18 protein-coding genes are annotated in these 18,116 nt (G+C 34.2%); 6 read left to right on the plus strand and 12 right to left on the minus strand.

The features are described from left to right. Window positions 1–89: 89 nt before the first annotated feature. Window positions 90–2,195: an alpha-L-fucosidase gene (locus R1X58_RS14430; RefSeq protein ID WP_240575040.1), complete on the minus strand. Its 2,106-nt coding sequence runs from the start codon at window positions 2,193–2,195 to the stop codon at window positions 90–92. A gap of 30 nt (window positions 2,196–2,225) precedes the next feature. Further along, complete coding sequence (locus tag R1X58_RS14435) at window positions 2,226–4,124, minus strand: exo-alpha-sialidase (protein ID WP_240575041.1); 1,899 nt, start codon at window positions 4,122–4,124, stop codon at window positions 2,226–2,228. Window positions 4,125–4,338: 214 nt separating this feature from the next. Here R1X58_RS14435 and fucP point away from each other — a divergent pair, with 214 nt between their 5' ends. Beyond that, window positions 4,339–5,643 (plus strand): L-fucose:H+ symporter permease, encoded by a 1,305-nt coding sequence (gene fucP, locus R1X58_RS14440; RefSeq protein WP_240575042.1) that lies wholly within the window; start codon window positions 4,339–4,341, stop codon window positions 5,641–5,643. A 46-nt stretch (window positions 5,644–5,689) separates the two neighbouring features. On the opposite strand, the gene R1X58_RS14445 is transcribed toward fucP, so the two are convergent. Then, window positions 5,690–6,589, minus strand: coding sequence for a L,D-transpeptidase (locus tag R1X58_RS14445; protein ID WP_240575043.1), 900 nt, complete (start codon window positions 6,587–6,589; stop codon window positions 5,690–5,692). 22 nt (window positions 6,590–6,611) lie between these two features. Next, window positions 6,612–7,019 carry a CBS domain-containing protein gene (locus R1X58_RS14450; protein ID WP_240575044.1) on the minus strand — a complete coding sequence of 136 codons (408 nt, stop codon included), beginning with the start codon at window positions 7,017–7,019 and terminating at the stop codon, window positions 6,612–6,614. Window positions 7,020–7,220: 201 nt separating this feature from the next. Between R1X58_RS14450 and R1X58_RS14455 the strand changes: the two genes are divergently transcribed. Both R1X58_RS14455 and R1X58_RS14460 read left to right on the plus strand, forming a co-directional pair. Further along, window positions 7,221–7,589 (plus strand): hypothetical protein, encoded by a 369-nt coding sequence (locus R1X58_RS14455; RefSeq protein ID WP_240575045.1) that lies wholly within the window; start codon window positions 7,221–7,223, stop codon window positions 7,587–7,589. Window positions 7,590–7,593: 4 nt separating this feature from the next. Beyond that, the gene (locus R1X58_RS14460) at window positions 7,594–9,297 is read left to right on the plus strand and encodes an ABC1 kinase family protein (RefSeq protein WP_240575046.1); all 1,704 of its coding nucleotides are present in this window, start codon (window positions 7,594–7,596) and stop codon (window positions 9,295–9,297) included. 81 nt (window positions 9,298–9,378) lie between these two features. Here the strand turns inward: R1X58_RS14460 and R1X58_RS14465 are convergent, their stop codons facing one another. Continuing rightward, on the minus strand, window positions 9,379–9,981 hold the full coding sequence (locus tag R1X58_RS14465) for a hypothetical protein (protein ID WP_240575047.1): 603 nt from the start codon (window positions 9,979–9,981) through the stop codon (window positions 9,379–9,381). Window positions 9,982–10,199: 218 nt separating this feature from the next. Here R1X58_RS14465 and R1X58_RS14470 point away from each other — a divergent pair, with 218 nt between their 5' ends. From R1X58_RS14470 to R1X58_RS14480, 3 genes are read left to right on the plus strand one after another with little or no spacing between them, the layout of a single operon-like run. After that, window positions 10,200–10,970 (plus strand): MlaE family ABC transporter permease, encoded by a 771-nt coding sequence (locus R1X58_RS14470; RefSeq protein ID WP_240575048.1) that lies wholly within the window; start codon window positions 10,200–10,202, stop codon window positions 10,968–10,970. 3 nt (window positions 10,971–10,973) lie between these two features. After that, window positions 10,974–11,753 (plus strand): ABC transporter ATP-binding protein, encoded by a 780-nt coding sequence (locus tag R1X58_RS14475; protein WP_240575084.1) that lies wholly within the window; start codon window positions 10,974–10,976, stop codon window positions 11,751–11,753. 12 nt (window positions 11,754–11,765) lie between these two features. After that, window positions 11,766–12,752, plus strand: coding sequence for an MlaD family protein (locus R1X58_RS14480; protein ID WP_240575049.1), 987 nt, complete (start codon window positions 11,766–11,768; stop codon window positions 12,750–12,752). Window positions 12,753–12,801: 49 nt separating this feature from the next. Here R1X58_RS14480 and R1X58_RS14485 read toward each other — a convergent pair whose 3' ends face one another. The 7 genes from R1X58_RS14485 to R1X58_RS14515 form a co-directional block, all read right to left on the minus strand. Then, window positions 12,802–13,470 (minus strand): BON domain-containing protein, encoded by a 669-nt coding sequence (locus R1X58_RS14485; protein ID WP_240575050.1) that lies wholly within the window; start codon window positions 13,468–13,470, stop codon window positions 12,802–12,804. 63 nt (window positions 13,471–13,533) lie between these two features. Then, on the minus strand, window positions 13,534–14,031 hold the full coding sequence (locus R1X58_RS14490; protein ID WP_240575051.1) for a nicotinate-nucleotide adenylyltransferase: 498 nt from the start codon (window positions 14,029–14,031) through the stop codon (window positions 13,534–13,536). 127 nt (window positions 14,032–14,158) lie between these two features. After that, window positions 14,159–15,379 (minus strand): metallophosphoesterase, encoded by a 1,221-nt coding sequence (locus R1X58_RS14495; protein ID WP_240575052.1) that lies wholly within the window; start codon window positions 15,377–15,379, stop codon window positions 14,159–14,161. A gap of 15 nt (window positions 15,380–15,394) precedes the next feature. Continuing rightward, on the minus strand, window positions 15,395–15,982 hold the full coding sequence (locus R1X58_RS14500) for a CDP-alcohol phosphatidyltransferase family protein (protein WP_240575053.1): 588 nt from the start codon (window positions 15,980–15,982) through the stop codon (window positions 15,395–15,397). Beyond that, window positions 15,969–16,889 carry a mechanosensitive ion channel family protein gene (locus R1X58_RS14505; RefSeq protein WP_240575054.1) on the minus strand — a complete coding sequence of 307 codons (921 nt, stop codon included), beginning with the start codon at window positions 16,887–16,889 and terminating at the stop codon, window positions 15,969–15,971. The genes R1X58_RS14500 and R1X58_RS14505 overlap by 14 nt, the downstream gene beginning before the upstream one ends. Before the next feature lie 9 nt (window positions 16,890–16,898). Continuing rightward, window positions 16,899–17,195: a chaperone modulator CbpM gene (locus tag R1X58_RS14510; RefSeq protein ID WP_240575055.1), complete on the minus strand. Its 297-nt coding sequence runs from the start codon at window positions 17,193–17,195 to the stop codon at window positions 16,899–16,901. Further along, window positions 17,195–18,082 carry a DnaJ C-terminal domain-containing protein gene (locus R1X58_RS14515; RefSeq protein ID WP_240575056.1) on the minus strand — a complete coding sequence of 296 codons (888 nt, stop codon included), beginning with the start codon at window positions 18,080–18,082 and terminating at the stop codon, window positions 17,195–17,197. The genes R1X58_RS14510 and R1X58_RS14515 overlap by 1 nt, the downstream gene beginning before the upstream one ends. Window positions 18,083–18,116: the final 34 nt, after the last annotated feature.

Below are 18,116 nucleotides of genomic sequence, written 5' to 3' on the forward strand. Positions count from 1 at the left end.
CTATTACAATCTGTTTTGTTTTTATAATTTCGACTAATAACAACAGAACTGCTCCAAAGGAAATATTTTTAAATACTTAACAGGAGAATTTAGTTTTCTAATGTTTCCTGTACATCTAATTCAGCTATTGAAAAAATATGCTTGTCATCAATCCCTGATTTTGCAACAAATTTTATGTATCGAGCCTTTACACTATTAAATGTTTTTACTTGCTCCACCGGATTATTCTTAATGTTGGAAAACTCTCCCTCAGATTGTTTTACCCAGAGTTTATTATCTGTGCTTGTATAAAACTCGTATTGAGAAATTAAATTTAAATCATGCCCCAACTGCTTAGGAAAATAAGAAAACCCTTTAATCCTTATAGTCTCTTTCATATCAATTACAATTTCTTGTGGGTTATCTGGATTGTTTTCTCCAAAAGTCCAAAATGTATTGCTATCACCATCAATAGTTCTGTCTGCAGATTTAAAATCCTTTGCTGAACTGGAAATCACTTTCCATTTTCCTTTAACCTTTCCATAATTTACAGTTTTCACCTTACTACTTACACCTTCTTCTTCATTATAAGACATAACTTTTAATGTAACCGCCTGTGGCGCTTTAATGGATTTTGAATAAAGTTGACTATCCACTGTTGGCTCCGTTCCGTCCAGGGTATAGTAAATTATATTATCGCCTTCAGCTTCAATTGTTATCTCTCCTGATTTATCACGCGTAACTTTAGGCATGGTTACTAAAGTTGGTGCGTTATATGCTTTAATGGCAGAAATAACTAAACTTGATTTAGACTCTGTAAAATTTACCCTAAGAGCTTCTGCTGTCACTCTTGGTAAACGCAAGATTCTTTTGTAACCAATAGTCGTTTCGCTTGCTATAGTTTGCCACTTGCCGTTTACTTTAACTTCAACATTAAATGCTTTTACTCGCTGACCTAACTTAATATACTCCTGTAATTCTAATCGATTTAATTTCGTTGGTTTTTCAAATTCAAATAGAACTGAAGCTGTGCTTATACTATCATCAGTAGCCCAATAGGTTTCTTTATTATCATCTACTAAGTTGTCTGTGGAATATGTTTCGCTATTACCTCGAATATTATCAGCTGAAACTTTACTGTTCGCTAAAAGTTCTTCTTTGAAATCTGCTTTAATTACCGCGGTAAGTTCCTTTAATCTGGCTATGTCATTTTCATTAACAAGTCCGCGCTTATCTACTGGAAGATTAAGTAACAGATTTGCATTTCTTCCAATCGACTCGTAATAGATATCCACCATTTCTTCTAGTGGTCTGACTTTATCGTCTTCAGATTCATGATAAAACCACCCCGAACGAATTGATACATCGGCTTCTCCTGGTACCCATTTTTCACCGTCTTCATGGCCATTCATAAATTCGGAATAATGGACTTTACCCGCTAACTCATCTTTTTGTCGTAATAAACACCAATTGGTTTTTCCTGCTCTTCCTCTTTCATTCCCTATCCAACGTGCTTCTGATGGCCCAATACCCCAAACCAAAGTGTTGGGAGAAATATCGTAAATCATTTTATAGGTTTCATCCCAGTCGTAATACTCTAAAGTATTTATTTTTCTTGTTTCATTAGCTCCTCCGTAATAACCATCACCACCATTAGCTCCATCAAACCACATCTCGAAAACATCACCGTAATTGGTTAACAATTCCTTTAACTGATTTCTGAAATATGTGATATACTCTTCTTTTCCGTAACCTGGGTGATTCCTATCCCATGGCGATAAATAGATACCTAGTTTTAAACCATATTCCTTACAAGCTTCAGCCAACTCTTTAACTACATCGCCTTTACCATCTTTCCATGGTGAATTTTTAACAGAACGCTCTGTGTATTCTGATGGCCACAAACAAAATCCGTCGTGATGCTTTGCTGTTATGATAATCCCTTTCATACCCGCTTCCTTTGCTACTCTAGCCCATTGTTTGGCATCCAATTCTGTTGGATTAAATAATTCAGGAGATTCATCTCCGTAACCCCATTCTTTATTAGTAAAGGTGTTTAAAGAAAAATGGACGAAGGCGTAAAACTCCATTTCATGCCATTTCAATTGTTTTTCAGAAGGTGTTGGACCATATGCTTTTGGCTGCGCAACTGCGTCTTTACAACTGTATAGTTGAAAAAATACTAGCATAATAATCAATAAGCCTTTGTAATTCATTATTTAAGTTTTTAGTTATATTTTGTAAGATTATTCCAATTCGGATGAGATGAACACATCGTCAATTAAATACATAGATTTATTTTGTTTCTCATCTGCATTTTCAAGCGGAGGATATTTCACTTCGTTAGGTGTTTCTCTATTAGGAATGTCTCTATATGCTCCAGTTCTAAAAGATATTCTTTCTACAGATTTAACCGCCATAACAGTGGAAGCTTCCGTTAAAATCTGTTCCTCATTAACAAACAACGAATAGCTTCCTAATCCAGCCGTGTTCATCACTATTTTTATATTGTACCATTTCCTTAGGTCCAACTTCAATATAGACTTCATGTTAGAGCCTTTAGAAGCATTTAAAACTCCGTTTTTATCTATAGATATTTGAACCGGTCGATTGCCATATCGATCTGTAATATCAATATCAAACTGTGTCGTGTCAACACTTTCCAATTTCAGTTTAAAACTTGCGCTTACCTGAGTTCCTTCTTTAAAAACCCGAATAGCACGACTATAATCGTAATAATCTTCATCAATCAGTAGTAAGCATTGATTACCACTATTTTCCTTCACCAAACTTACCTGAGCCCATTTTGGTGAATATGTATTCCAATCTATAATGTGCCCTCCCTCTTTCATATTTTCAAAATCATCATGGATGTCTTCTTCTACTACATATTTAACAGGAACTGGTATACGAGACATCCAAATATCCTCCTTGTTCATACTATAAGTCATCCACATGTCATCGCCAGGTGGATTTCCATTTCCTTCTGTAATTCCACGCATATAGCACGGTCCGAAATCCTTCCATCTGCCAAAAAAACGACGCGGTGGCACTTCGCCCTGCACTAACAATAAGTTATCATAAACAATTCCATCATCACTGGTTGCCAAAGCCATCGGGAAACGATATTGTGTTTGGTCTATAGGATTATAAGACATCGCATATTTTCCGTCATCAGTTTGCTGCCCCCATACTTTTCCTCCAGACATAATTAAGGTTTTTGCCTTAACGGGATTTGAAAAAGTTTCTCCCTCATCATCAGACAAGGCTACATAAGACTTTTTCCATAGCCCTACAACCTTACCATCTTTTCTATGATACCATGAAAACGCTTGCTCCCCTTTGTTAAATGAATAAAAACCATCATCACCATTATCTTCTTCAAACCATTGCAAGGTTTGTAACTTATTGCTAAGTAGTGCCTCACAAGCCTTAATAAAACCTTTGTCTTTAGAGGTTTTATAAAATGGATAAGACGTATTGGTTTCATTCCATTTTGTCTGACTATCATAACGAATGAAATAAATTGGTCCGAAGCTACCGTCTTTATATATTTCTCTAACAACCCTACCAATCCCATTTTCTCTAAACGGATTTTCGGAATGCCCATAAAAAGCGAGGGTTAAAAACCGTCCGTTTGGCGCCACATAAAAACCCATACGCTGATGCATCATATACCCAGTTGCTCCTTCTTGCAATGCCACACCTTCAGGCGCTTGATATGGTGGAAAAATAACTTGAGGAAAACTCCATTCTTTTCCATTCTTCGATGTTATTAATAGTGTTTGAACCGGAGGAACATGTTCATCTGATTCTCCACTTAAATATTGCTGAAAAAACTGCCCATTCCAATACGCTAAATTTGAAGCGTGATTATAGGTCCATCCAAAACCATCACTCCATTCAGGATGCGTTCTGTTCGCTCTCATGGTTTGAATATTTTCTACGCCAATAGCATATCGTAAACCGCCTTCATGTGTAAAACGATCTATATGTATCCCTCCAACATAACGAACAGGTTCATAGACACTTCCCGTTTGACCAAATACAACTTGAAATCCTCCAAAAAACACCCCAACTACTAGGATTACTGCTTTAAAACGTTTAAAACAATTAGGGCGAGTGATTTTTATTTTAGTGTTCATTTTTAAAACCTTGTGTTATCGGATTAAACAAGATTAACATAAATAGCTCACGCTCTGCACTTTTTTCGACGAATGCGTCTTTAAAAGTCCTATTTGAAATATTATTCTTTATAACATTTAGATAATTAAAAGTAGCGCTCGTCGAAAAAATATTTATTATTGTCAACAAAACAATTATTTTTCCTTCAATTAAAAACTAAACTAAATATTAAACATGAGTGAAATTAAACACGTTCCTGTGGTTGAGAAAAAAATGCTCGTACCATTTATTCTAGTCACTTCCCTTTTTGCTTTATGGGGTTTTGCAAATGCCGTAACCGACCCCATGGTGCAAGCTTTCAAAAAAGTATTAGAACTATCTAACTCGCAAGCCGCCTGGGTTCAAATGGCATTTTACGGTGGTTATTTTTGTATGGCGCTTCCAGCGGCCATTTTTATGAGAAAGTTCTCTTATAAAGTTGGAATTTTAATTGGATTGGCTCTTTATGCGACCGGCGCTTTATTATTTTATCCAGCTGCAATTACCGAAAAGTTTTGGTTTTTCTGTTTGGGTCTTTATATTTTAACCTTCGGATTAGCCTTTTTAGAAACCGCAGCCAACCCTTATGCCTTAGCTATGGGCGCTAAAGAAACAGCTACACAACGTTTGAATCTTGCACAGGCCTTCAATCCTGTTGGATTAATTATTGGGTTATTAGTCGCTCAACAATTCGTGTTAAAAAATTTACAATCAGATGACATTGCTGACTTTAGTGTTTTAGATGAAGCTTCTAAACTATTAATAAGAACCTCAGATTTAATGGTGATTCGCAACCCTTATGTGGTTTTAGGTTTAGTTATTTCTGCTGTATTCGTGTTATTTTTAGTTAGTAAAATGCCACAATCAAAAGATGAGGGAAATACTCCAAAAATTGGAGAAACCTTTGGGATTTTGGCTAAAAACAAAAAATACATTCTAGGAGTTTTAGCTCAAATTTTATATGTAGGTGCTCAGATTATGTGCTGGACCTATATTTATCAATATGCGGAGGCTATTGGTGTCGATAGCGTCACAGCCGGATATTATCAGATGGCAGCATTTATACTGTTTACTGTTGGAAGAGCTGTTGGAACATACATGTTACGTTTTGTTAGCTCTGGTAAACTTTTAATGTCTTTTGCCTTATTGGCCGCTTTATGTGTTTTAGGAGCAATTGTTATAAAAGGTTCTGTTGGACTTTATTTCCTTGTTATGATTTCATTTTTTATGTCTTTAATGTTCCCTACAATTTACGGAATTGCATTAGGTGATTTAACCGAGGAAGAATCAAAAATTGGGTCAGCGGGACTAGTTATGGCTATTGTAGGTGGTGCTTTATTACCAAAACTTCAAGGTGATATTATTGATCTTGGCGGACATGGTGTTGCCGACACAACAGTTTTAGGCGTTTCAGAAATCAACTTTTCGTTTGTCTTACCGCTTATTTGCTTTTGTTTTATAGCCTGGTATGGTGCTCATGTTTATAAAAAGCATGAATAAATAATATTCTTTTAAAAAAAAGCCTGATAACAGTATCAGGCTTTTTTTATTGATACCCATAAATATCTTTTAAAATTACAATATCTCCATTCTCATTAAGAACCCTCAAATCATATCTAATTGTTACTTTAGCATTGACAGGTGCATAATAATAAATCACCCAGGCATCAGCCTCTTTAGTACCGATACATCCATTAGAATATGCTTTCCCTAAAGTCTCAGGATTGGTCGTCGGATGAATCATTTGTCCGTATCTAATACCATTTAGCTCGGTTTCTATAAACGGAATTTGTGGAACCAAAGTGATTTTTTTATCATCTCGTCTGGTTACAGTATAATCATGATTATTAGCAGGATTTGCATATCTCGGATCTTTATTATAACCTACAATACTTCCCGTTCCGGTTTTAGTTCTTAAATCCTCCTCCCTGCCAGACATCTCAAGAAACTTCTTTTCATTTCGTCCTACCCGAATAGGAAACTCATACATCTTAACAGCATCGTGAAAAATACGAAGTTTAAATTCAGGGATATTGATATCTATTTGAGTGTGATTAAATACATTATTAAGGGAATCTGCCGAATGTGAATCAGGTAGCCTAATTCTATTTCCTTTTGGAATTACAATCATCTTTTTTTGATTGTACACAAAGGAATCTCTAGCTTTCATTCGGTAATAATCGGTATTTTGAAGTGTATCAATAATCCAAGGATTATTTCTAACCAAAAGATGCTCTGTTAAAGTATAAGATGTTATGGAATCATATACTGTGACAAGAGAATCCATAAATTGAAAATAATTCTCAACCAGAATATTTCGATCTACCTGAATATATTCGGGGTAAATTTGCTCTTTATCTCTTGAATAAACCTTTGTATTCTGAGCTAATAGTGAATTCGATAAAAGCCAAGTAAAAACAATCAAAAATGCTTTAAAAAGTTTCATATCCATTGATACTTTAAATCTTTTACACGGCTTTCTTAAGGTAATAATTTATAATATCGGCAGTTGAAACAATTCCTACCAGCTTATCGTCTTCTAAAACAGGTACGGCATGATAATATGCTTTAGAGAATACTTTTGCAGCATCTTCAACACTCGCACTGGTAGTTAAATAAAAAGGCTTAGCAGTCATGATATCTTTCACCTCCAAGGTTTTATAAACCTCATGATTATCTTTCAATCCGGCTCCTGCGATGTTGTACATAAAGTCCACCAAACTAACCATACCCACCAGTTTATCATTTTCCAAAACCGGAATGTGATGATGCCATTTTTCTTTTTCGTAAATGTGTTTTACATCTAAAAGCTTTTGATGCGGTGATACCGTTACCACATCTCTAGTCATTACTAATACAATTGAATTGGTTTTCATGGCGCAATTATTTAGTTTATCCAACACTTAAAGTTAGAACTTAAAGCGCTTTTCTCACATGATATATATCATGTTAAAAAACCATAATTGTTAATACATTTAATACAAGTATAAGTTAAGTGTAGTCTTACATACAAAAGATTAACAACAACTAAAACAGCACATTTTCTTCTGTAAATATGATCAATAAAAAATATAGTTATGAAAACTAAAACCATCATAGAATTACTCACTTTAAGTTCTAGTTTATATGTTTTGGCCAGAGACACTAAATTTTTAGAAAAACTAAATGAGTATTCCGAAAAAGGAAAAGATAACATCAACAAAGCAATGGCCGAATCTCAGTTAGATGAAAATGGAAATGAACTGGAATTTATGGATAAGATTTTTTTAAAAACCCATGAACTCAAAGAAGAATTAGATACTAAAATTGAAGAACTGGTGGCTAAGTTTTATAAAAAAATAAATGTAGCTCACTTAGATGAAATCAAAGCCCTAAATGAAAAAATTGAAAAGCTGGACACAGCTGTTGCGCTTTTGGAGGCCAGATTGAACAAAATGGAAGCTTAATACCATGGGAATCGTAACCGACATAACAAAACGTTTTAAATCCTTTTCCAGATATAACCAGATTCTTAAAGTCTTGATGAAATATGGCTTTGAGGATTTAGTACATTATCTGGAAGAAAACAAGCGCTATACTTTCATTCAAAAATTCATTCCTAACAGCACAAAAAAACATGTTGCACAGTATAGCAAATGGGCTAAAATGCGATTAGTTTGCGAAGAATTAGGCCCTACTTTTGTGAAGTTCGGACAAATTTTAAGTAACCGGCCAGATTTGGTTCCTTTGGAATTGACCATCGAACTTGAAAAACTTCAGGACAATGTGCCTCCTATGTCTGAAGATTTAGCCAAGGAAGTTGTGGAAACCGAATTAAAAAATTCTGTAGAACATCTGTTTGCTTGGTTTGAGCCTACCCCTTTTGCATCGGCTTCAATGGCACAGGTTCACAAAGTAACCTTGCACTCTGGCAAACGTATTGCTTTAAAAATTCAACGTGCAGGCATTCACGATGTTATTGTTGAAGATATTAAAGTCATGTACAAAATTGCCAGAATTCTAGAGCACAGAATTCCTTCATTAAAAAGTTTTGATCCTGTTGGTTTGGTTAAAAATTTTGAATCCTCCATTTTAAAAGAACTCGACTTTATTCATGAATCCATTAACGTTCAACGTTTTTATAATAACATTAAAAAAGACGATTCTTTGGAACAATTTGCTCAAGCTCCTAAAGTGTATCAGGAATTTACAACCTCTAGAGTTCTGGCATTAGAATTTGTATCTGGAATTAAAATTGATAGAATTGAAGAACTTAAGGCTAAAAATGTTGACACGAAAATTATTGCCAGACGTTTAAGCATTAGCTTTTACAAACAAATTTTCGAATATGGTTTTTTTCATGCCGATCCACATCCTGGCAATTTATTAGTGCTCCCAAACAACCATATTTGCTATTTAGATTTTGGCATGATGGGTAGTATGCTCCCTCGAGATATTACAATTTTTGGAAGATTATTTATGGCTATTACCGATAAGGATGTAAAGAAAATAATCAAAGTCTTACAAGCTCTTTCAAATAATGCTCCTATAGCAAATCGCAGAGATCTGGAGTTTGATATTAACGAATTTGTAGAAAAATATTACGTGCGTGATATTCATGATAACGAAATGAGCACGGTACTATTGGAACTAAAAGATATTATCATTTCTCACGGATTAAAAGTGCCAACTTACTTTTTCCTTTTTGCACGTTCCTTAGTAACCATTGAAGGTGTTATTGAAAAACTGGATCCGGATTTAGAACAATTTGAAATTGCAAAACCCTATTTAACAGCCAGTGCCACCAGAAAATACAATCCTATAAAAATGGGAAAAAAAGTCATAAATTCTATTGTAGAACTTACCGATTATATTGAAGAACTTCCAATGGATTTAAAAAATGCCATTCGAAAAATAAACTCTGGTCAAATAAAAGTAGATCTTACCCACAAGGGCATTGATCCTATGGTTCACACCCTTCAAAGAATAACTAAACAGCTCATAACAGCCTTTATTATGGTTGCTTTAATTGTTGGCGCCTCTCTATTTATAGCCTTTAAAATTCTTCCGCTTTGGAAAGGTATATCTGTAATTGGAATTATTTGTTTCGTAATTGCTTTTCTATTAGGTTTTGGCATGCTCTCTAATATAAAAAAAGGCGATTACGATTACTGAAGAGTATTCATAAAATAACGTTCCTCCAAAAAAGAAAAGCACAACTTTAAATTGTGCTTTTCTTATTCATAGAGGTTATAATTAGTTTGGCATTGAAAATGCTTTTTTAAAATGGTCGTAGGCTGCAGATATTTCATTTTGAAAATGCTCCAATTTGGTTTCTTCTTTCTTTTGGGTGTATTTACTTCTAAACTTATCTATAAAAGTATTGAAGTCTTTTTTCCCTTGTTCGAAAGACGCCTTAGCCTCCGGTTTTTCCTTATTGAATTTTTGCTCTAAAATTTCCAGTTGTATTTTAAACTGCTCCATTTCAATAAGCGTTAGTGCATACATTCTATTTAACGTTTCGTTGGTTTTTATTTTAGTTTCTATATCATGTATTATAGCCAGCAGCTGTTTTTTTTGTTTTTTAAACATGTCTTTGGTTTCTGCTTTACCTAATGCTAATTGTACACGAAGCTGATCGAATTTAGTGTGCAATTCTTCTATTTTCTCTTTAACATCTTTTATTTTATGTTCGTTATCGTGAATGAATTGATTAAATTTTTTCTTAACCTCTTCATATTTATCTTGAGCTTCTGCTTTTCCTAAAGCAGCCTGTACCTGGAATTCCTCAAGTTCGGTAGCCGATTTTCTAAGAGCATCTATTACCCGATCGACAAAATGAATATCCTTGTTTTTCATGACTATTTAGTTTAAGATTCTACTAAATATCATAACAAACTAACTGTTTTGCAATGAGGAATATCAGTTTTAAACCTCTTTACAGATACTTTTCCTTTTAAAGGTTAGTAATATTTGTTTTACACTTAATTTTAGTAACTTAACCTGATTAACCAAATGATTTTAATCATTTTATATGTGTCATTGCTATTATAACTTTAAATATAGAAACACATGCAATGCTAAAACCAACTAAAATAAAATCCTTTTTTATAGAAATTGGTGAACTCACTTATTTTACCAAAAGGTTCTTTAAAGAGCTTTTTAATAAACCTTTTGAATTTAATGAGCTACTCAAACAGTGCTATAACATTGGTAACCGGTCTTTATTATTAGTTGGAGTTACTGGTTTCATAATTGGCTTGGTTATTACTTTACAAACCCGTCCTACTTTAGAAGAATTCGGTGCGGAATCGTGGATGCCTTCCATGGTTAGTATTTCTATTATTCGAGAAATTGGCCCTGTAATTATTGCATTAACCTTCGCAGGGCGTATTGCTTCTGGTATTGGTGCCGAATTGGGATCTATGCGTGTTACCGAACAAATTGATGCTATGGAAGTTTCAGGTACCAATCCGTTTAAGTTTTTGGTAGTAACTCGTATTCTGGCTACCACTTTAATGCTTCCTATTCTGGTTGTTTTAGGCGATGCCATTGCGCTTTACGGGTCTTACATCATAGAGAATTTAAAGGGAGACGTTTCCTTTCTGTTATATTTTAATAAGGTTTTTAATGCTTTAGAGTTTGGAGATTTAATCCCAGCCACTATTAAAACCTATTTTTTTGGATTTGCCATAGGACTGGTAGGCTGTTTTAAAGGATATTATTGCGAAAAAGGTACGGTTGGTGTAGGTTTAGCAGCCAATTCGGCGGTTGTTTTTTCATCCATGTTGCTCTTTATTATCGACTTTATAGCTGTGTTTGTAACCGATATTTTCTTTGAAATTTAAATGATGAACGAAACACATAACATATCACATTCAATTGAAAGTTTACAGGTTAAACAACCTATTCTAGAAATCAAAGATTTGAAAAAATCGTTTGGTGATAAGGCAGTGTTAAACGGATTCAATCTAAAACTATACGAAGGTGAAAATCTCGTAATTATGGGCAGATCGGGCGCGGGTAAATCGGTAATGGTAAAATGTCTGGTTGGTTTAATGCTACCCGATTCTGGTAACATTAATGTTATGGGGCAAGACATCAACACCTTAAATCGCATGGATTTAGATAAACTTCGAACCGAAATCGGATTCCTGTTTCAAGGAAGTGCTTTATACGATTCTATGACGGTTCGGGAAAATTTAGAATTTCCGCTAAGACGGCACAAACACAAATTTGGAAATATTACGGACACCGAACCCCTGGTTTTAGAAGCTTTAGAAAATGTAGGTCTTGCAAACACTATAGACCTTATGCCCAATGAGCTTTCCGGTGGTATGCAAAGACGCGTGGCATTAGCCAGAACATTAATACTAAAACCCAAAATCATTTTATACGACGAACCTACAAGTGGTTTAGACCCGATTACATCAAAAGAAATTATAGAACTCATGCGTCGCGTACAAAAACAATATAAAACGTCATCGCTTATTATTACCCACGATGTCGATTGCGCACGTGTCGTATCGGAACGGATGATTTTATTGGTTGAAGGTGTTAATTATGCCGAAGGTACTTTTGAAGATTTAAGAGCTTCTAAAGACGATAAAGTAAAAGCATTCTTTAAATAAATATTTAGAGTCATGAAACAAACAAATAATCAAAAACTGAATTTAGGCCTTTTTGTTGTTATTGGTTTAATACTTTTTGTGGTTGCTGTCTATTTAATTGGCAACCGACAAAACATGTTTGTTAAAACCTTCTCCATAAGTGCTAATTTCACTAACGTAAATGGCCTTATGCAAGGTAATAATGTAAGGTATTCGGGTATTAATATTGGAACCGTAAAAACCATTTTCATGATTAACGATTCTACCATAAACGTAAATATGGTTATCGATGAAAAAATGGTTCAACATATAAAAAAAGATGCGATTGCCACCATTAGTACAGACGGACTTGTGGGTAATATGATTGTAAATATTATTCCAGGAAAAGGTGATGCTGAAATGATTTCATCGGGCGATGTAATTAAAACCTATACGAAAATAGGCACGAGCGAAATGTTAAACACCTTAAATGTAACCAATGAAAATGCCGCCCTATTAACAGCAAAATTGCTTAATGTAGCCGATGCCATGTCGGATGATAAAGGAACCTTGGGTATGTTGATTAACGACACTTTAGTAGCCTCAAATTTAAAACAAACCGTAAACCAATTGCGCATCATGAGTATTGAAGCCAATAAAGCCATGCGAGAATTAAATACTATAATAAACTCCGTGAATTTTGATGAAAGTGTTGCAGGCAAATTGCTTAACGATTCTATTGAAGCCCAAAAAGTAAGTGCTGTACTTACAAACCTTGAAACCTCAACCGAAGAGATTAAAACAGTCATTAATAATCTAAACGAAACGATTTCCGACTACAGAAATGGAAATGGCGCGGTAAACTACCTTTTTAACGATGAAGAATTTGTAAAAAACCTGGAGCAATCCATAAAAAATATAAACGAAGGCACGGATAACTTCAATCAGAACATGGAGGCTTTAAAACACAACTTTTTAACTCGTGGTTATTTTAGAAAATTAGAGCGTCAGCAGAAAAAAGCTGAAAAAGAAAACAACTAAAAGCATAATTGTATTTGTATCATACTTTTAGTTGTTCTTTAGAAAATACTTAGGCGTATTCAGGGTAGAATTTAACTTTTAAGTTATTAATAACCTTAATTACTCCAGGTGCGAAAAAAGTGGCTCTTCGAGCTTCTTCTTTTTCGGTAATAGAGTGCACTGTTCCGCTTAAGGTTACCACACCTCCACTAACTTCTACCTGAATGTTTTTAGCTTCAAGATCAGCCGATCTTTCAAAGGCTTTGGTAATTCTGTCTTTAACTTCCACAGGTTCTACACGTTGTTTTATTTTAAGATTATCTACAACGCCTTTAACACCATGTAAGTTTTCGACAGCTACCTTGGCCGCGGTTTTTTGAAAAGACCATTCTACCTCTCCTGATAAATAAACCCAGGCATTTTCTACTTTAATGCTAATTTTATCTTCAGGAAGGGAGGAATTCCATTTAATAGCATCAACCACTACTTTAGCAATCTCTGCATCTGATTTTCCTTGTCCTGTTTTAAAATTAACTTCGATATCTTCTGCCACGGCTTTTACTCCATAAACACTTTTAGCTGCGCGTTCTGCTGCCATTTTCTTTGCATATGAATCTACCACGCCGTTTAGAGTCACTATACCATCTTTTACAATGACTCCTATTTGAGTTTCATCTATACTTGATTGCCACGCTAATTCGTCAAGCACATCTTGTTTTATTTGAGAATCTGTTTTCATAATTTTAAGATTTAATATTTTATCTGGTCTAGCTATGTTTAACACATTAGAATCATAAGGATTTTACATAAAATCACCATGATCATCTACTTTTATTCTAATACGTTTATCACCATTTTCTAATGTAATTTTGTACATTTTTTTTATGTTGTCTGGTTCGTAATAATTCACCAAATACACATTTTTTGAAACAGTCCATTGAGGAAATCTTTCAGCAATCGATTCTTTTATATGTATTGGTAAATCGATATCTTGAAATCTTTCAGCTGTTCTTATTAGATGGCTATGCTCATCGTAAGTTGCTAATATTTTTCCTTTTGGAATGATAAAAAACACTCTGTAAAATTCATTGTCTTCTGAATAGACATCTAATTCTTTAACGTTGAAATCGCTAACTTTTAACTCTAACTGTTCAACGTCTACCGCCAAATCTTCTGAGCCCGTAGCATCCAAATATTTATAGTTGTGAACTATAACTACTGTTGGTAATTGAATGGGATCTTGGGCGTGCATAGGGATGGTTAATCCCAAAATAAACAAACCAATAATTAACTTTTTCATGATTCTAATCTTTACGGGTTAATACGATTAAATCTATTGAGATAATAAAAAATGTAAAATGATGAACATCAGTTTTTTACACTTACAACCCAAAAGCCTAAATCATAAAATCATGATTTTAAACACCCTATTGATTCGAGTGAAGTTCTAAATAAGTAATCTCAGGACGCATACCTAATCGGCCAGGAAAACCAATCCATCCCAGTCCCCTGTTAACATGTAAATACTGCTGATTATGCTTATATAAACCTGCCCAATGTTTATACTTGTATTTTATGGGACTCCAGGTCATATTTTTATAATTGAGTCCCAATTGCATACCGTGTGTATGTCCTGACAAAGTAAGAGCGATAGTGGTATCTTCTATTACTTCTTCATTCCAATGCGTGGGATCGTGAGTTAATAAAATTTTAAACGGAATTTGTAAAGCCGATTTTAAAGCCTCGGTTAAATTGCCATATTGCTTAAACGGTGGTTTTCCCCAGTTTTCCACACCAACAATGGCAATAGCTTCTCCTTCGCTCTCCACAATCTCCGACGAATTAAGTAATAATTTAAAGTCTACTTCTTTATAAAAATGCTTAATTTGATTTAAGTTATCCTCTTTTTCCTCTTTGTTATCCCACTTCGAATAATCGCCGTAATCATGATTTCCCAAAACTGCGTATTTTCCCTTTTTTGCCAATAGTTGATTAAACACTTTATCCCAGCCTACAAGCTCCCAGGCGTAATTGTTTACCAAATCACCCGTAAAAAAAATATAATCTGCATGCAAATCATTAATCAGATTCACAGCTTTCTTTAACACCTTGTATCGTTTATTAAACCCTCCCAAATGCAAGTCGGAAATATGCACAATCTTTAATCCAGCAAAGGCTTCAGGCAAATGATTAAAATACAATTTATGCTTATAAATTTTAAAGCGATAAACGGCTCTGAAAATACCATAGGAAATAGCCAGAAATGGTAAAACTCCTGAAAGTAGACCAACTAATGGTATGACCACCAAGGACTGATTTTCTGAAAACATATAATTCCCGTAAAACAGTACGGATATTACAATAACAAAAAGAATTTTCGGAATAAATGATGACACTGTTAGCCCGTATAACGATGAGATTAAAAGATGTTTTCGTTGCGGATTGATATCATCTAAAGTTACTTTTAGAACAATTATGGCACTTATCAACCCTATAGAAAAACACCAGAATAGTATTTTTATACTATTTTTCAGAAATGACGAACTTATGAGTTTCGTAATACTTTGTAACCAGTAAAAAGACAGCACATCAACCAGTAAAACAGCAGCGCACAACAGTAATATGGTAAATAACGAATAGCTGCGCATTAGAGTGTGTTTTAATTATTCATTTTTCAATCTTCGTTTGTCTCTTAAGGCCCAGTAAATACCTTTAACATCGGATGCCCAGTTATCGTAAATAAAAATGAGGGTAATCTCTTCTATGGTTTCTAAAACTCCAATTATAATCATGATGTAAAACAAGTGCTTTTCCGGAAAGAAAAACAAGGAGAATAAGATGAATATACTTTGAAGTATAGCTGAAAGTTTTGCCAAATACGTATGAAACGCCGTGGCTTTGCCATACTTAAAATATGCTATAAGCATTTGAGATACATAAGGGATAAACGCAATAATTATTAATTTTAGATGGATTTTAATAAAGGCCATCTCGAAATAAAACAAACCTACAAGCCCTACAATCAAGGTTATTTGGTCGCCAAAAGAATCAAGCTGAGAACCTCTGGGACTCGTTATTTTAAGCTTTCTAGCTAAATACCCATCCAGAGCATCGGTTAAATAACTTATTAATAAAAAACACGAAAACAGCAAACGATGATCTAACCCAATTAATACAAGTAAAAAAGGTGCAGCGGCTATTCGGTAAAATGATAACCAATCGGCTATGTTATAGTTTTTAAAGGTTAGCATGTGTTTGATTATTTTTTAATTCAACACTCAGTTCTGGAATTTTTATAAGTTCTAACGTCGTTGATGCCAGTTCTACTTCACGATTTGTTTCTAAAACAACTTTATGAATTTCCTCATTAAGTATATGTTTTACTAATCGCCGTTTTTTATAATCTACAATATATCTCAGGTTAAACTGAATCCAGTTATCATTTAATGTTATGGCCAATGTGGGATCGACCTGAGCGTCCTCTATATAGTATTTATTGACCACCTCTTGCCATTGCGATTTAGAATTTGCCGTATACTCTGAAAGAATTTTAGAAGCGATTTCAATAACAATAGATTTGGCTAATTCTATATTGCTTCCGTATTTAATGGGAATATTAAATTCATCCCATATAAAAGGAAAATCACTAGAATAATTATATATCGGCCCTTTAAACACAAAGGAGTTGCTTAGTTTAACAATACGACCACTGTAATTATCGCTACTTACCCACTGCCCTATTTCCATCATCGTGGTGTAAATACTATCCACATCTATGACATCGCCTTTAATGCCGTTTATTTCTATACGGTCGCCTGGTTTATATACTTTAACAACAAAAATATAAAGTGATCCTGCAATGCTTAAAATAAGTTCCTGAAGCGTAATGGCTACGCCTGCAGAAAACAAACCAATAGCTAATGTAAAATCTCTAATATTCCCCGTAAAATAAGAAACCGTTAAAAAAATTAAAACAACATAACCTACAATCTCGATAGCCTTTTGTGACTTGTACCTTGCTGTAGAATCGGTTACTTGTTTCCGTAGCAACCTTCTTACCAGCTGAATTAAAACAAACACAAAAACAACAAGCAAAACATATTTTACAACACTGTAAAGTGTTGGTTTATCTATTGTCCATTGTTTTATTTGTTCCATGGCTGCTATTTAAAAATCCTCATACAAACGCAATCTGTTGTTCAGGTTTGTTATTTGCTTTTTCAAACTATCTACCTGATCTAAGAGATTAGAAATTGCATCAATACCTTCCATATTAATATCTAAATCGTAATGCAACCGAACCATTTTTTCAACCCTTTTCAATTCTGTTTTATGAATAAAAAAATCGTTTGATTCCATCTTTAATTCTATTAACTCAAATTCCTGTAACCTGTTTATAAAGTCCTGTGGAATATTATAATGCTTGCAAATAAGTTGTACCGATATAAAATCTGTTGTTTCCATTAGGTTCTTAAGGTTTGTAATTGTTCTATCAGTGCTCTTTCTTTTTCAGAAAGTTTGGTTGGCAAAATAATTTTATAGGTAATGATTAAATCACCAAACTGCCCTTCCATTTTATATTTAGGAAAGCCTTTGCCTTTTAATTTTACTTTGGTGTCGCTTTGAGTTTCCGGTTTTACCGTAAGTTTTACTTTTCCGGTAAACGTGTCAACCATAATGTCTCCTCCCAATAAAGCCTTGTACAAATCCAAATCTACATTTGTATAAAGATTATCTTTGTCGCGTTTAAATTTTGAATGGTTTTCAATAGAAAACTGAATGTACAAATCACCATTTGGTCCGCCATTAATGCCTTTACCGCCATGACCTTTAATTTTAATGATTTGACCGTTTTCAACACCTGCCGGAATTGTAATTCTAATATTCTTATTATTTACTGTTAAAGTGCGCTTGTGTGTGGTATATACATCTTTTAAATCCAGCTGAAGTGTTGCGTTGAAATCCTGTCCTCTAAACTTAACTTGTCGGCCACCTGAAGCTCTTCCGGCGCCACCAAACATATTCTCAAAAAACTCTGAAAAATCCTCTTCAGAATAACGACCACCATCACTTTGATGCTGACGATGGTACTGCTCCTGCTGTCTTGCTTTTTCGTATTCTTCGGCATGTTGCCAGTGCTCTCCATACTGATCGTATTTTTTACGATTCTCAGGGTTGCTTAAAACTTCATTAGCCTCGTTAATTTCTTTGAATTTCTTTTCGGCCTCAGCATCATTAGGATTTAAGTCAGGGTGATATTTTCTTGCTAACTTCCTGTACGCTTTTTTAATATCGTTTTCGGAAGCTGTTTTCGATATTCCTAATACCTTATAATAATCTATATAAGCCATGGTTTTCTTATTAAAGTATTTCCTAAATTAAAGC

Source organism: Aestuariibaculum lutulentum, from assembly GCF_032926325.1.
Classification (GTDB): domain Bacteria; phylum Bacteroidota; class Bacteroidia; order Flavobacteriales; family Flavobacteriaceae; genus Aestuariibaculum; species Aestuariibaculum lutulentum.